The sequence below is a fragment of the Acinetobacter calcoaceticus genome (genome assembly GCF_016508255.1).
Classification (GTDB): domain Bacteria; phylum Pseudomonadota; class Gammaproteobacteria; order Pseudomonadales; family Moraxellaceae; genus Acinetobacter; species Acinetobacter calcoaceticus_E.
Window position 1 is genome coordinate 310,021 of sequence record NZ_JADVKT010000001.1, and the last position, 13,167, is coordinate 323,187.

Annotated in this window: 14 protein-coding genes; 9 read left to right on the forward strand and 5 right to left on the reverse strand. The window is 38.7% G+C overall.

What is annotated here, in order from left to right:
• Positions 1 to 3: 3 nt before the first annotated feature.
• The 8 genes from cyoC (at position 4) to alr (ending at position 5,854) form a co-directional block, all read left to right on the forward strand.
• Entirely contained in the window at positions 4 to 624 is a 621-nt protein-coding gene (gene cyoC / locus I5515_RS01460; RefSeq protein ID WP_005306751.1) for a cytochrome o ubiquinol oxidase subunit III, read from the forward strand.
• Entirely contained in the window at positions 624 to 953 is a 330-nt protein-coding gene (locus I5515_RS01465) for a cytochrome o ubiquinol oxidase subunit IV (RefSeq protein WP_004643325.1), read from the forward strand. The genes cyoC and I5515_RS01465 overlap by 1 nt, the downstream gene beginning before the upstream one ends.
• A gap of 10 nt (positions 954 to 963) precedes the next feature.
• Complete coding sequence (gene cyoE / locus I5515_RS01470; RefSeq protein WP_199964424.1) at positions 964 to 1,842, forward strand: heme o synthase; 879 nt, start codon at positions 964 to 966, stop codon at positions 1,840 to 1,842.
• Between the two features lie 183 nt (positions 1,843 to 2,025).
• A complete protein-coding gene (gene rpsF, locus I5515_RS01475; RefSeq protein WP_003652481.1) occupies positions 2,026 to 2,409 on the forward strand; it encodes a 30S ribosomal protein S6 in 384 nt (127 codons plus the stop codon).
• An 11-nt stretch (positions 2,410 to 2,420) separates the two neighbouring features.
• On the forward strand, positions 2,421 to 2,648 hold the full coding sequence (gene rpsR, locus I5515_RS01480) for a 30S ribosomal protein S18 (RefSeq protein ID WP_004791454.1): 228 nt from the start codon (positions 2,421 to 2,423) through the stop codon (positions 2,646 to 2,648).
• Positions 2,649 to 2,656: 8 nt separating this feature from the next.
• Entirely contained in the window at positions 2,657 to 3,103 is a 447-nt protein-coding gene (gene rplI / locus I5515_RS01485) for a 50S ribosomal protein L9 (RefSeq protein ID WP_004700828.1), read from the forward strand.
• A 196-nt stretch (positions 3,104 to 3,299) separates the two neighbouring features.
• Entirely contained in the window at positions 3,300 to 4,745 is a 1,446-nt protein-coding gene (dnaB, locus tag I5515_RS01490; RefSeq protein ID WP_199964425.1) for a replicative DNA helicase, read from the forward strand.
• 38 nt (positions 4,746 to 4,783) lie between these two features.
• The gene (gene alr, locus I5515_RS01495) at positions 4,784 to 5,854 is read left to right on the forward strand and encodes an alanine racemase (protein WP_199964426.1); all 1,071 of its coding nucleotides are present in this window, start codon (positions 4,784 to 4,786) and stop codon (positions 5,852 to 5,854) included.
• 60 nt (positions 5,855 to 5,914) lie between these two features.
• Here the strand turns inward: alr and I5515_RS01500 are convergent, their stop codons facing one another.
• From I5515_RS01500 to I5515_RS01515, 4 genes are read right to left on the reverse strand one after another with little or no spacing between them, the layout of a single operon-like run.
• Positions 5,915 to 6,649 carry a proteasome-type protease gene (locus I5515_RS01500; protein ID WP_151963140.1) on the reverse strand — a complete coding sequence of 245 codons (735 nt, stop codon included), beginning with the start codon at positions 6,647 to 6,649 and terminating at the stop codon, positions 5,915 to 5,917.
• Between the two features lie 16 nt (positions 6,650 to 6,665).
• Positions 6,666 to 7,445 carry a transglutaminase family protein gene (locus I5515_RS01505; RefSeq protein ID WP_199964427.1) on the reverse strand — a complete coding sequence of 260 codons (780 nt, stop codon included), beginning with the start codon at positions 7,443 to 7,445 and terminating at the stop codon, positions 6,666 to 6,668.
• A gap of 2 nt (positions 7,446 to 7,447) precedes the next feature.
• Positions 7,448 to 8,044, reverse strand: a complete 597-nt coding sequence (locus tag I5515_RS01510; protein ID WP_199964428.1) for an alpha-E domain-containing protein — start codon at positions 8,042 to 8,044, stop codon at positions 7,448 to 7,450.
• A 22-nt stretch (positions 8,045 to 8,066) separates the two neighbouring features.
• Positions 8,067 to 9,617: a circularly permuted type 2 ATP-grasp protein gene (locus I5515_RS01515; protein ID WP_199964429.1), complete on the reverse strand. Its 1,551-nt coding sequence runs from the start codon at positions 9,615 to 9,617 to the stop codon at positions 8,067 to 8,069.
• Positions 9,618 to 9,844: 227 nt separating this feature from the next.
• On the opposite strand from I5515_RS01515, the gene I5515_RS01520 reads away from it, so the two are divergent.
• The gene (locus I5515_RS01520; protein ID WP_199964430.1) at positions 9,845 to 10,852 is read left to right on the forward strand and encodes a helix-turn-helix transcriptional regulator; all 1,008 of its coding nucleotides are present in this window, start codon (positions 9,845 to 9,847) and stop codon (positions 10,850 to 10,852) included.
• Between the two features lie 376 nt (positions 10,853 to 11,228).
• Here I5515_RS01520 and mnmG read toward each other — a convergent pair whose 3' ends face one another.
• Positions 11,229 to 13,109, reverse strand: coding sequence for a tRNA uridine-5-carboxymethylaminomethyl(34) synthesis enzyme MnmG (gene mnmG / locus I5515_RS01525; protein WP_017392063.1), 1,881 nt, complete (start codon positions 13,107 to 13,109; stop codon positions 11,229 to 11,231).
• Between the last annotated feature and the right edge of the window lie 58 nt (positions 13,110 to 13,167).

Genomic DNA, 13,167 nt, shown 5'->3' on the forward strand with positions numbered 1-13,167 from the left:
GAAATGGCTGAAGTACTTCATCACGACAACCACGGCCACGATGGTCATCATGAACATGATGATACTGACTTAACGGTCTTTGGTTTCTGGACATACTTGATGAGTGACTTGATTCTTTTCGGATCACTCTTCATTGCGTTCGCTGTATTAAGCAGTCATATTCCACCAGGAACTCCAAGTGCATATGACCTATTCCATGACTCATTAGGCTACGTGTTAACTGAAACATTTGCCTTATTGATTTCATCGGTAACTTTCGGTTTTGCTGTACTTGCATCTTATAAAAAGAATGTGAATCAAGTAATCACTTGGTTATTTATTACATTCCTTTTTGGTGCAACGTTCATTGGAATGGAACTTTATGAGTTCCATCACCTTGTAGAAGAAGGTCATGGTCCAACTCACAGTGCATTCTTATCATCGTTCTTTACTTTGGTTGGTACACACGGTATCCACGTAACTTCAGGTTTAGTGTGGATGTTGGTATTGATGTATCAAATCAAAACTAAAGGTTTGACATTACCGAATACACGTCGTCTAGCTTGCTTAAGCTTGTTCTGGCACTTCCTTGACATCGTTTGGATCTGTGTATTCAGCGTCGTTTACTTACTGGGAGTTCTCTAATGAGTAGTCATGACCATAATGCTGCAGGTGCGTCACACGGTAACTTTAAGCAATACACTGTTGGATTTATCCTTTCTGTTATCCTCACCATCATCCCGTTCGGGATGGTGATGGCGGGTGGTTTCAGTCGTGGCATCTTAGTTACAGTAATTGCTATCGCTGCCGTTGCTCAGGTTCTTGTACAACTTGTGTACTTCTTACACATGAATACATCATCTGAACAACGCTGGAATATGATTGCATTCATCTACACAATCTTATGTATCGCGGTACTTTTAATCGGTTCTGTGTGGATTATGAATTACCTTCACTACAACATGATGATCTAAACTGATTGACATGTTGAAAAAATATCTATTCCTGACTAAACCAGGAATTCTCTTCGGTAATTTCATTACCACCTTGGGCGGCTTTTTCTTAGCCGCCCAAGGCTCTATAGACATCTTATTATTACTACTCACCTTAGTTGGAACAACTTTAGTTGTGGCTTCTGGTTGTGTTGTAAATAATGTTATAGACCAAGACATCGATACCAAAATGCAGCGTACGCAAAATCGTGCACTGGTCAAAAAAACCATCTCTCCTACTGTTGCACTTATATACGCATTTGTTCTTGGACTTATTGGTTTTAGTATTTTGTGGTTCGGTGTAAATGCTTACGCTTTTTTGTTTGCAATAATTGGTTTTATTGTCTATGTCGGTTTTTATAGTTTGTGGACAAAACGTACCTCAATCCATCAAACCGTAATTGGTAGTATTTCCGGGGCGAGTCCTCCTGTTATTGGTTATACAGCAGTAACTCATCATTTTGATGTAGCGGCCTTACTTTTGTTTTTGGCTTATGCGCTATGGCAAATGCCACATTCATGGGCAATTGCTATTTATCGTTTTGACGATTACAAAAAAGCGGGAATCCCGATTCTGCCAGTTGCACGCTCTATTTATCGTACGAAAATAGAATGTGTCATTTATATTCTATTGTTTGCAGCTGTATTGAATGGTTTATATTGTTTTGGCTATACCAATATATTTTTTCTAATAACCTTTAATGCATTAACAGCGTATTGGTTATATTTATCAATTATTGGATTTAAAGCTGAAAATGACCAACTTTGGGCTAAACGTTTTTTCCTTTACTCGGTCATACTAATTACCCTGTTAAGTTTGAGCTTTAGCTTTACCTATCAATCCCCTGCTCCAAATCTTCCTCTCTTTTAAATAAGGGAGGATTTTCTCTTATAGTAAAGAAGTTTTATTTTTCTCATCAAAAGATTTGTTTTTGGTCGCATTTTTACCTATAATTCAGCCTTCGCAAATTTTGCGACATAACTTATTAAGTTATGACTCCTTGCTTCTAATATTTTATTTATTAGGGGCTGTTTAAACCGTAAGGAGCTGACAATGCGTCATTACGAAATCGTACTTTTAGTACACCCAGATCAAAGCGATCAAGTTGTAGGTATGGTTGAACGCTATATCTCTCAGATCAAAGAAGCTGAAGGTCAAATTCACCGTTTAGAAGATTGGGGCCGTCGTCAATTGGCTTACCCAATTAACAAAATTCACAAAGCACACTACATTCTTATGAATGTTGAATGTGGTCAAACTACGCTTGATGAGCTAGAAGAATTATTCCGTTATAACGACGCGATCATTCGTAACCTTATCATCCGTCGTGAACACGCAATCACTGAAGAGTCATTGCTTGCTAAAAGTGCTGAAGAAAAGCGTGCGCGTAAAGCTCAACGCGAAGAAGCACAGCAAGTTACTCACGAAGCTGAATAAGGAGAACATCAATGGCACGTTTTTACCGTCGTCGCAAGTTCTGCCGCTTTACAGCTGAGAATGTTGTGTACATCGACTACAAAGATATCGACACTTTAAAACAGTACATCACTGAAAACGGCAAGATTGTTCCTAGCCGTATCACAGGTACTAAAGCTCGTTATCAACGTCAATTAGCACTTGCTATCAAACAAGCTCGCTATTTGTCTTTGATTCCGTACACTGACAACCATAAGTGAGGTGATCTGTGGACGTTATCTTATTACAACGCATTAAAAACCTTGGTAAATTAGGCGATAAAGTATCAGTTAAAGCTGGTTACGGCCGTAACTTCCTTATCCCTCAAGGTAAAGCAGTTGCAGCTACTGAAGCTAACACTGCTGCTTTCGAAGCTCGTCGCGCTGAACTTGAGAAGCAAGAAGCTGAAATTTTAGCTGCTGCTCAAGCACGTGCTGAACAATTGAATGAAGTTAACATCGTTATCACTGCTAAAGCTGGTGACGAAGGTAAACTCTTCGGTTCTATCGGTACTCGTGATATCGCTGACGCTTTAACGAATGCTGGTCTTACAGTTGACCGTGCAGAAGTTCGTTTACCGAATGGCGCTCTTCGTCACACTGGTGAATTCAACATCGCAATCCAATTGCATCATGATGTTGTTGCAGAAGTTCTCGTTACTATCGTATCTGAGTAATTTCTCATCAAAAAAAGAGCATGCTTTTGCATGCTCTTTTTTTATGGGTCATTTTTTAAAATAAGATATATTAATTCCTGATCAGTTCTTTAGTTTAATTGGTTTTTTAATTAGGTAGTTTATTTAATTTTGTTTTAAGATAGTTCTCGGCCTCACAGGCTATTTGCGTACACCTTTCTTATCATCAGGTCTAATTATGTCTCAGGCGAATGCCACTTCTTTAACTCTTTCATCTCCAACAGAAAATAAGACGAGTGAATCAGGCCAACTTAAAGAGTTTCGCACTCCCCCACACAACTTAGCCATTGAGCAAGCTGTACTTGCTGCACTCATGACAGTTGCCGAATCTTTCGAGCAAGTCAGCGATATGTTAAAAGAAAATGATTTCTATGCGACTCGCCATAAATATATTTACCGTGCAATCGAAAAACTCGCACAAGAAAATTCACCTTATGATGCGGTCTTAGTGAATGACTGGCTTTTAAAACAAAATTTACTTGATGCCATTGGTGGCGAAGAATATTTAATGCAGCTTATGGCTGATTCACCATCAAGTTTTTACAACTTAGAAACTTATGCCACCAAAATTAAAGAGTTCTCTACGCTTCGTAGCATGATTAAAGTCAGTACTGAAATTTTACAAAATGCTTATGACACAAAAGGTCGAGGTGTTAGTGAAATCTTAGATTTAGCAGAAACCAGTATTTTCTCTTTAGCCGAACAGCACAATAACAATAAAAAAGATGCCGGCCCTAAGTCTATTAGTTCTGTTACTGCCGATGTAATTAGTAAACTCGATGAACTTTCAAAACTAGATGGCAATATTACAGGTTTAACTACTGGCTTCTTAGAGCTTGATAACAAAACATCTGGTATGCAAGCTGGTGACTTAATTATTGTTGCTGCGCGTCCATCTATGGGTAAAACCACTTTCGCCATGAATTTGGTTGAAAGCGTTTTACAATACAACAAGCTACCTGCTCTAGTGTTTTCAATGGAGATGCCAGCAGACTCAATTGCGATGCGTCTTATTTCTGCAATGGGTAAAGTTCACCAAGGACATTTACGTTCGGGTAACTTAGATGCTGATGAATGGACCAAGGTGACTGGCACAATTTTACAGCTTCAACAAATGCATTTGTATATTGATGACTCATCTGCCCTACCTCCAACGGAACTTCGTGCCCGTGCTCGACGCATTGCCAAAATGCATGATGGTAAAATCGGCTGTATCATGGTCGATTATTTACAGCTCATGAAAGTTCCTGGCATGGGTGATAACCGTGTGGGTGAGATTTCAGAAATTTCACGTAGCTTAAAAGCATTAGCAAAAGAAATGCACTGCCCTGTTATCGCACTTTCTCAGCTTAACCGAAGTCTGGAAAACCGACCTAATAAACGCCCAGTAATGTCAGACTTGCGTGAATCTGGTGCGATCGAGCAGGATGCCGACTTAATTATGTTTATTTACCGTGATGAGGTTTATAACAAAGAGTCGAAAGAAGCTGGGACCGCAGAGATTATTATTGGTAAACAGCGTAACGGTCCAATTGGTTCAGTTCGCCTTGCTTTTGAAGGTCAATATACTCGATTTAGTAATCTCTCTCCTGAGTATTACAGCCAATATGATGATGAAGAATAAACTCTATCTCTATCCCTAGCCCAAAGGAGTAAATGAGGGTGCGCCAAGCAACAGTTTATATTGATCGCGATGCGCTTCAATATAATTTAAACCGTGTCAAACAACTCGCAGTAAATTCAAAAATTGTAAGTATGGTGAAAGCTAATGCTTATGGACATGGAATCAAAGACTGTTTAGCAGCCTTAAATGCCTCAGATGCCTTTGGCGTCGCCTGCCTACAAGAAGGTTTAGAAATTCGTGAACTCGGATTTCAGCAACCTGTTACTTTAATTGAAGGTGTATTTTCTGAAGATGAAATGCCCATTGCAATTGAGCAAAAATTTGAATGTGTAATTCACCATCAACAGCAATTCGAATGGTTAATTAAACACAAACAAGCATATATTGCCCAAGGTCTAAAAGTATGGGTTAAGCTTAATAGCGGTATGAATCGTTTAGGTTTTAAAGTTCCTGAAATTATTGAAGTCATTAAAACTTTAAAATCTGAAGGTTTTATCTGTGTACTAGCGATGCATTTCGCAAATGCAGATGTAGACCATCCACTCAATGAGCAACAAAAACAACAATTTTTACAGGTTAAACAAGCTTGTGATCCAGTTTTAGCATCTTGCTGTAATTCGGCCGCTATTTATAAATGGCCAGAATTACATTTTGACTATGTTCGCCCAGGCATTATGCTTTATGGCGCTTCACCTTTTGCAGATAAAACAGTCCATGATCTTGGCCTAAAGCCAGTCATGACTTTTTCAGCAGAAGTCATTGCACTAAATCATATCCAAACGGATGAACATGTTGGTTATGGCTCTACTTTCTGTGCTAAGCAAGCAATGGATATCGCTATTGTTTCTATTGGTTATGGTGATGGATACCCAAGAGCTTATATTAAACAAAATTATGTCGCTATTGATCAACAACTCTGTGCAGTTGTAGGCCGAGTGAGTATGGATATGCTTGCAATTGATGTTACGGGTATGCAAGTAAAATTAGGCACCAAAGTAGAACTTTGGGGTGAGCACCGCTTAGTGGATGATGTTGCTGATGCAAATGGAACAATAGGATATGAATTGCTCTGTCGCTTAAGTAATCGCCCCTCTCGTAAAAGCATTTAAATAATAAAATATAAAAAAAATCCAAGCTTGCTTGGATTTTTTTATCAGATTTTTACAATTTTATCGCCAGTAATCATCGGTCGGTTTTGGCATTTCTTGTAAGCCTCGACGCAAAGTATCCGACCATTGTTTACTAATCTGTGAAAAATAAGGGTCATCTTCTGTAATTCGTTTTCCCATCGGAATAACGAAGCTATCTTTATTGTAAATCAATGCATCAAGTGGCAAGCCAACTGAAACATTTGAACGTAAAGTTGAATCAAAAGAAATTAGACTACAACGCAATGCATCATCTAGTGGCATTGCATAATATAAAGCACGGTCCAGAATAGGTTTCCCGTATTTACTCTCACCAATTTGAAAGTAAGGCGTATCTGTTGTTGCACAAATGAAATTGCCTTGTGGATAGACATTATAAAGCTGCATGTCGCCACCTTTAATTTGTCCACCCACCAAAATACTACAGGCATAATTCATTTGTTCTTGAGTATCCGAACTAATATCCTCTAGAACCGTTTTCAAGGTTTTACCAATCAGTTCAGCCGCCTCAAACATCGTATTAACACTATATAAATTAGGTTCCTGATGTAAAGTAAGCGCATTTTGTAAATGACCAATCACGGCTTGTGTTGTTGCTAAATTACCTGCTGTTTGCAAAGCAATAAAACGTTCTCCGGTAACACCGAAAGTATGCAATTTTCGGAACACAGAAATATGATCAACTCCTGCATTAGTTCTCGTGTCACTAATAAACACTAAACCTTGTTCCAATCTTAGCGCACAACAATAGGTCATTTCATTCTCTTTACATTCAACATGCCAACACTTGAACCACAGACATCATGTTTTCAACTCCACCTTGCTCTCTTACACCACGAATAGGTGCAACATCAAGATAATCACGTCCAACTGCAAGGTAAATATGATGTTTGGGTGTAAACAACTGATTGCTTACATCAAAACAATACCACTGATTTTCTAAAAATACTTCAGCCCAAGCGTGACTGGCTAGGTGCGGATAGTTTTGATCAAATAGATAACCAGAGACATAACGTGCTGGTAATTGTAGCGCACGACACATCGCAATTAAAACATGAGCATGATCTTGGCATACACCCTGTCCAGCATGAAATGCTTCTGTTGCAGTTGTCTGAACTGATGTACTTTCAGGCTGATAAAGTATTTTCTGCAAAATATATTCGCTTAATAACGCAATATGTTGTCGGTCTTTGACGACTACAATATTTTTGGCAAAGTCCAACATTTCTAAATCGCATCGGGTTGCACTAGTCATCTGCAAAAACAAATTTGTAGGTGTAGATAGATTTACACAACCCAGCTCTACATTTTGAAGTTCAACGATTCCTTGAGCCATAAATGTAAGATGTTGGTATTGATAGCGCTGACTAGCCGTCATCCATACATTGTCAAATATGTCCCTTTTTATCGTTTTGTCACCCGGCACACTAATTGCCCAATTCATAACATGTTGATGCGGCGATGTTTGAGGCATCATTTTAATATACTGAATACTGTTTTGAGCAGTTTCAGTATAGCTATAATGCGTTTGATGATTAACCATCAATTTCATAATCAGACCTCAAACATATATTCCAACTGCTGTGTAAAAGTATAATAAGCATCCCACGTTAGCTGATGCTTTAGTACTTGCCAATTTTCATCTACGTTCTCCCAACCTAAGCCAGTAAGCCGCTGCACCACCACATTTAACTCCGACACGAGGGCTGATAAATCCTGCCCAAAACGTAGTTCTATATCAAATTGCTCTATTTTTTGACCTAAATGCAGAAACAAACAAATGTCTTCACTCTCCGCTTCCAGTATTTGAATACATCTTTCAACACCTTTCCTCAATGCATCAGGTTGAGCTTGAAGCGTGTTGATAACATTATTTAATTCTGCATAAGCATTTGACGACAATATGCCTCTTAGTTCCTGAATATTATCTTTAGCAATAACCAACTGGTTCAGTAATGAAAATGTTTGCTTCTTGTCTAACATATAGTGATTTAGTAATTCAGCATTTTCTATGACCAAACCAAATGCTGCTGCAAATTTTGTTGCTTTCTCATCTTCTGTAAAAGGTAAATGAGAGGCAGCAAATTTAACTCGCATTAAATATCGACCCAACCAATAGATTTGATGCGCACTCGAATTGAGTAAAACCATAAAGTTCCTCGTTAACCCACAATCAGGAATGTAATGTTTCAACAACCCATGTATCTTTTATGCCGCCACCTTGAGACGAATTTACGACTAAAGAGCCAGCTTGCATGGCCACTCGTGTTAGGCCACCCGGTACAATCTCTGTACGATAAGGCGAACTTAATACAAATGGACGTAAATCAATATGACGTTCAGCCACCCCTGCAGTAGTTAAAGTTGGAACAACAGATAGGGCCAAGGTAGGTTGTGCAATGTACATATGAGGTGTGGCGATCAATTTTTTTCTAAAATCATCAATTTCACACGAACTGGCTTTAGGCCCAATTAGCATGCCGTAGCCACCCGAGCCCTGTGCTTCTTTAACGACTAATTGATCCAGATTAGAAAGTACATAATCTAGGTGTTCATCTTTACGGCACTGATAAGTAGGTACATTTTTTAGAATTGGGGTTTCATTTAAATAATATTGGATCATTTGGTCTACATAAGGATAAATAGACTTATCATCAGCCACACCTGTTCCAGGCGCATTTGCAATCACAACATTTTTTTGCAAATAAGCAGACATAAGACCTGCTACCCCTAAAGCACTGTCTGGTCGAAATGCCAAAGGATCTAGAAAATCATCATCTAAACGGCGGTAAATTACGTCTACTTTTTGACGCCCACGAATAGTTTTGATAAAGACTTGATCATTTTCTACAAATAAATCCCGATTTGTAACCAGTGGCACATCCATTTCACGCGCTAGAAAAGCATGCTCATAATAAGCACTGTTAAAACGTCCCGGTGTGAGTATCACGACAAAAGGTTTATCCGCAGGTGAATTCTCCTGCAATATTTCTTTTAAAAGTCTTGGATAATGTTCAATTCCCTGTAAATTATTGGCTGCACATAACTCAGGCATCAATTGTTGGCTAATATTTCGGCTTTCAATCATATAAGACACGCCAGAAGGCGTTCTTAAATTATCCTCTAGTACAAAAAACTCTCCCTCACCATCACGGATAATATCAATTCCGCTAATTTGTGAATAAATTTTACCTTTCAGAGAATGTTTAAGCATATGTGGCTGAAAAGCCTCATTCCCCATTATTTGCTCTTCGGGAATGAGTTGTTCTTTTAAAATATGTTGCCCATGATAAATATCATCTAGGAAGTAATTTAATGCTTTAACACGCTGTGCACAGCCCGAAGCTATTTTCTCCCATTGTTTTTTTTCAATCACCCTTGGAATTAAATCAAAAGGAATTGTTCGCTCTGTACCTTCTTTATCACCGTATACGTTAAAAGTAATCCCATGATAAAGAAAATGCTGCTTTGCTTGAGCATTCAATTGTTTTAGCTCATCTAGAGTACGGATACTCAACCATTGTTCAATTTTTTTTGAAGCCGCGCCATTTGATGTTACATCATCTAGCATCTCATTAAAAAACTGTGATTTTAGCTGCTCAAATAGATTAGTTTTTACGGAAATATGTTCTAAAAAAGAGGTTGGGTTAATGAATGCTTTAGCCGTCTGCTCTTGTATAAAAAAATCATTATCTATATGTAATTCATGCTCTTGTTCTGACATAACCACCTCGTCTTATCATTTATCTATATTTCATTTTCAAATAAGCAATTTCAGTGCCATTTATATATCTTTAATATTTTTACGGTGTTTTGTTATAACTTTCTTCTTCCAAATCTTAACATCGATTGCAAAAGGATCTGTAAACCGAATCTGACAAACTTGCTAAATGTGTAAAGATTTTTTATTGTGTTGACACCAAAGCAATTGGATATAGATGTATTACGCTTATGTCTGTAATAGAAAAAGAAACTTCGAATAGTTTATATCGCCAATGGCAGATCTTGTCTCGCCTACCGACCGGTAAATGGATCGGGACACGCGAATTACAAGAAATGCTTGAACGTGAAGGTATTGATATCAGTTTAAGGACAATTCAGCGTGATTTAAATCAAATTGCTCAGCGCTTTCCAATTGAAAGTAATAAAGCCGTACCTCAGGGCTGGCGGTGGCAATCCGATGCACCCATCCAGAGCTTACCTCACATGACGAGCTCTCAAGCAGTAACATTTATGATGGTTGAAGAGCATCTTAAACACTTGCTTCCCCCAAGCCTGCTTGATGAGATGGGTCCTTGGTTTGATTTAGCTAAACGCAGCCTATCTACACAAAACAACGTAAGACAATGGATTAATCGAGTACGCATCGTACCGGCAAGCCAACCGCTTATTCCGCCTGTAGTTGATCGAAATGCTCAACAAGCAATTTATGAAGGTCTACTCCAAGACAAACAAATAGAATGTATTTATCGAGCGCGAGTTAATCAAGGTGAAGATAAAACTTATATTTTAAATCCATTGGCTTTGGTACAAAAAGGTGCAGTAATTTATTTAATTTGCACACGACATGACAAAACCGAAGTTCAAACATTTGCCTTGCACCGTTTTAAATCAGCAAAAGTACTCGATAGTCGAGCCCTACACCCTGTCAACTTTGATATTGATCATTATATCGATTCAGGTGCTTTAGGCTTTAGAGTGGACTACAAACAGCCAACTGAATCAATCCAACTCACATTAACTATGACAGAGCAAACTGCTAGAACTTTCTATGAAAGTCAGTTAAGCAAGGACCAAACTATAGTTCCACTTGAAGAAAATATCGTCGAAGTTACAGCAACCGTACCTTTTACATCTCAATTAGTATGGTGGCTACGTAGTTTTGGTAAGAAATTACTGCATATCGAGCCCATTCAAGTACACAATGCTGTACGAGAAATTGAATCTGAGAGTAAATAGATATAAAAAAGAGAACCATAAGGTTCTCTTTAGATTTTGAATTATAATTTTCTTAATTTTATATTGGCTCTTATATTTATACTTACCTTCAGATCAATGTGTTCTCCCCCCAAAACTGATCTGCTCTTTCTTTTGCGCTATTTTAAACATGAGCACTGGCATGCCATTGCATCTCTATTGTAGAGAATTGATTTCATTGTCATAGTTAAAGCCCTCTTTGTTTGAACGTGAATTCAATATAACTAGCTACTCAAAATATGTGAAATAAGAAAAAAAGGAAGCAAAATCTATTTTCTTCCTTAGGAAGTTTCCATATATTTTTTGAACAGAAAATAAAAAAGCCCAGTATTAACTGGGCTTTTTCACATTTAAGAGATTAAGCTGTTTTCTTAATCATATTGTTTTTACGAATTGTGATCATTACAAGCTGTACAGCTGCTGGTGTAACACCAGGAATACGGCTCGCTTGAGCTAATGTTTCCGGAAGAACTGTTTTTAACTTTTGAGTAATTTCACGTGATAAACCCGACACTACATCATAATTAAAATCAGTAGGGATTTTGGTTTCTTCAAGACGTTTTAACTGTGCCACATCTTCATGCTGACGGTTAATATAACCTTCATATTTCACAGCAATCTCGATTTGCTCACCAACTTGTTCAGAAACTTCAGAACCCGTAAGTTCCGCAATTTGACCAAAGTTAATATTAGGGCGTTTAAGCAAATCAATCGCACTACATTCTTTACTTAAGTCAGCACCCGTCATCTCAACGAACTTTTTGCCCATAGGGTTATTCGGTGCGGCCCATAAATGCTGTAGACGAGAAGTTTCACGCTCAACCGCTTCCATTTTTTCACAATAAGCGGCCCAACGTACATCATCAACCAAACCAAGTTCACGACCAACAGTTGTTAATCGTTGATCTGCGTTATCTTCACGTAACATCAAACGATATTCCGCACGTGACGTAAACATACGGTATGGTTCTTTAGTACCTAAAGTGATGAGGTCATCAACCAATACACCCATGTAAGCTTGGTCACGCTTAGGTGTCCACTCTTCTTGCTCCCACGCACGGCGTGCAGCATTTAAACCTGCAAGTAAACCTTGGGCACCAGCTTCTTCATAACCGGTTGTACCATTAATTTGTCCTGCGAAATACAGGCCATTAATCGCTTTGGTTTCAAGCGTGAATTTCAAAGCTTGCGGGTTGAAATAGTCATATTCAATTGCATAACCTGGACGCAAGATATGAGCATTTTCCATACCACGAATTGAGCGTACAAGTTCAAACTGCACATCAAACGGTAAAGAAGTCGAAATACCATTTGGATAAAGCTCGTGTGTATCTAAACCTTCTGGTTCCAAGAATACTTGATGTGAATCTTTATCAGCGAAACGGTGAATTTTATCTTCAATTGATGGGCAATAACGTGGACCTACACCCTCAATAACACCGGTATACATTGGTGAACGGTCTAAACCACCACGAATAATGTCATGGGTTTTTTCATTTGTATGCGTGATATAACAATTTACTTGTTCAGGGTGCATAGAGGCATCACCCATAAATGACATGACCGGAGACGGGAAATCACCAGGCTGCGGAATCATCACCGAAAAGTCAACCGAACGCGCATCAATACGTGGTGGTGTACCCGTTTTTAAACGACCTACCGGTAATTTCAATTCGCGTAAACGCTGAGCAAGTGCAATTGAAGGAGGATCGCCTGCACGACCACCACTCGATTTTTCTAAACCAACGTGGATAACACCACCTAGGAATGTACCCGTAGTCAACACAACTGTTTTAGCGTCAAAACGGATACCCATTTGAGTAACAACACCTTTAACGGTATCGCCTTCAACAATCAGGTCATCAGCCGCTTGCTGGAAAATATCAAGGTTTGCTTGATTTTCTAAAGTATCGCGAATAGCAGCTTTATAACGAACACGGTCAGCCTGAGCACGTGTTGCACGCACTGCAGCACCTTTACGTGAATTTAGAATACGGAACTGAATACCACCTTTATCGGCAGCTAAAGCCATTGCACCGCCAAGCGCATCAATTTCACGTACTAAATGTGACTTACCAATACCACCGATTGCTGGGTTACAACTCATTTGGCCCAAAGTCTCAATGTTATGGGTCAAAAGCAAAGTCTGTCGTCCCATACGCGCAGCAGCGAGAGCCGCTTCCGTACCTGCGTGACCGCCACCAATAACGATAACATCATAAACTTTAGGGTAGTGCATGAGTACAAAAACACCAGAAAAAAAAGACAGAACATTATAGCAAAATTATCTGCTTATT

Coding starts and splice junctions, on each gene's coding strand:
- cyoC (WP_005306751.1), top strand. CDS start 4: ATGGCTGAAGTACTTCATCACGACAACCACGGCCACGATGGTCATCAT.
- I5515_RS01465 (WP_004643325.1), top strand. CDS start 624: ATGAGTAGTCATGACCATAATGCTGCAGGTGCGTCACACGGTAACTTT.
- cyoE (WP_199964424.1), top strand. CDS start 964: ATGTTGAAAAAATATCTATTCCTGACTAAACCAGGAATTCTCTTCGGT.
- rpsF (WP_003652481.1), top strand. CDS start 2,026: ATGCGTCATTACGAAATCGTACTTTTAGTACACCCAGATCAAAGCGAT.
- rpsR (WP_004791454.1), top strand. CDS start 2,421: ATGGCACGTTTTTACCGTCGTCGCAAGTTCTGCCGCTTTACAGCTGAG.
- dnaB (WP_199964425.1), top strand. CDS start 3,300: ATGTCTCAGGCGAATGCCACTTCTTTAACTCTTTCATCTCCAACAGAA.
- I5515_RS01500 (WP_151963140.1), bottom strand. CDS start 6,649: ATGACCTATTGTTGTGCGCTAAGATTGGAACAAGGTTTAGTGTTTATT.
- I5515_RS01505 (WP_199964427.1), bottom strand. CDS start 7,445: ATGAAATTGATGGTTAATCATCAAACGCATTATAGCTATACTGAAACT.
- I5515_RS01510 (WP_199964428.1), bottom strand. CDS start 8,044: ATGGTTTTACTCAATTCGAGTGCGCATCAAATCTATTGGTTGGGTCGA.
- I5515_RS01515 (WP_199964429.1), bottom strand. CDS start 9,617: ATGTCAGAACAAGAGCATGAATTACATATAGATAATGATTTTTTTATA.
- I5515_RS01520 (WP_199964430.1), top strand. CDS start 9,845: ATGTCTGTAATAGAAAAAGAAACTTCGAATAGTTTATATCGCCAATGG.
- mnmG (WP_017392063.1), bottom strand. CDS start 13,109: ATGCACTACCCTAAAGTTTATGATGTTATCGTTATTGGTGGCGGTCAC.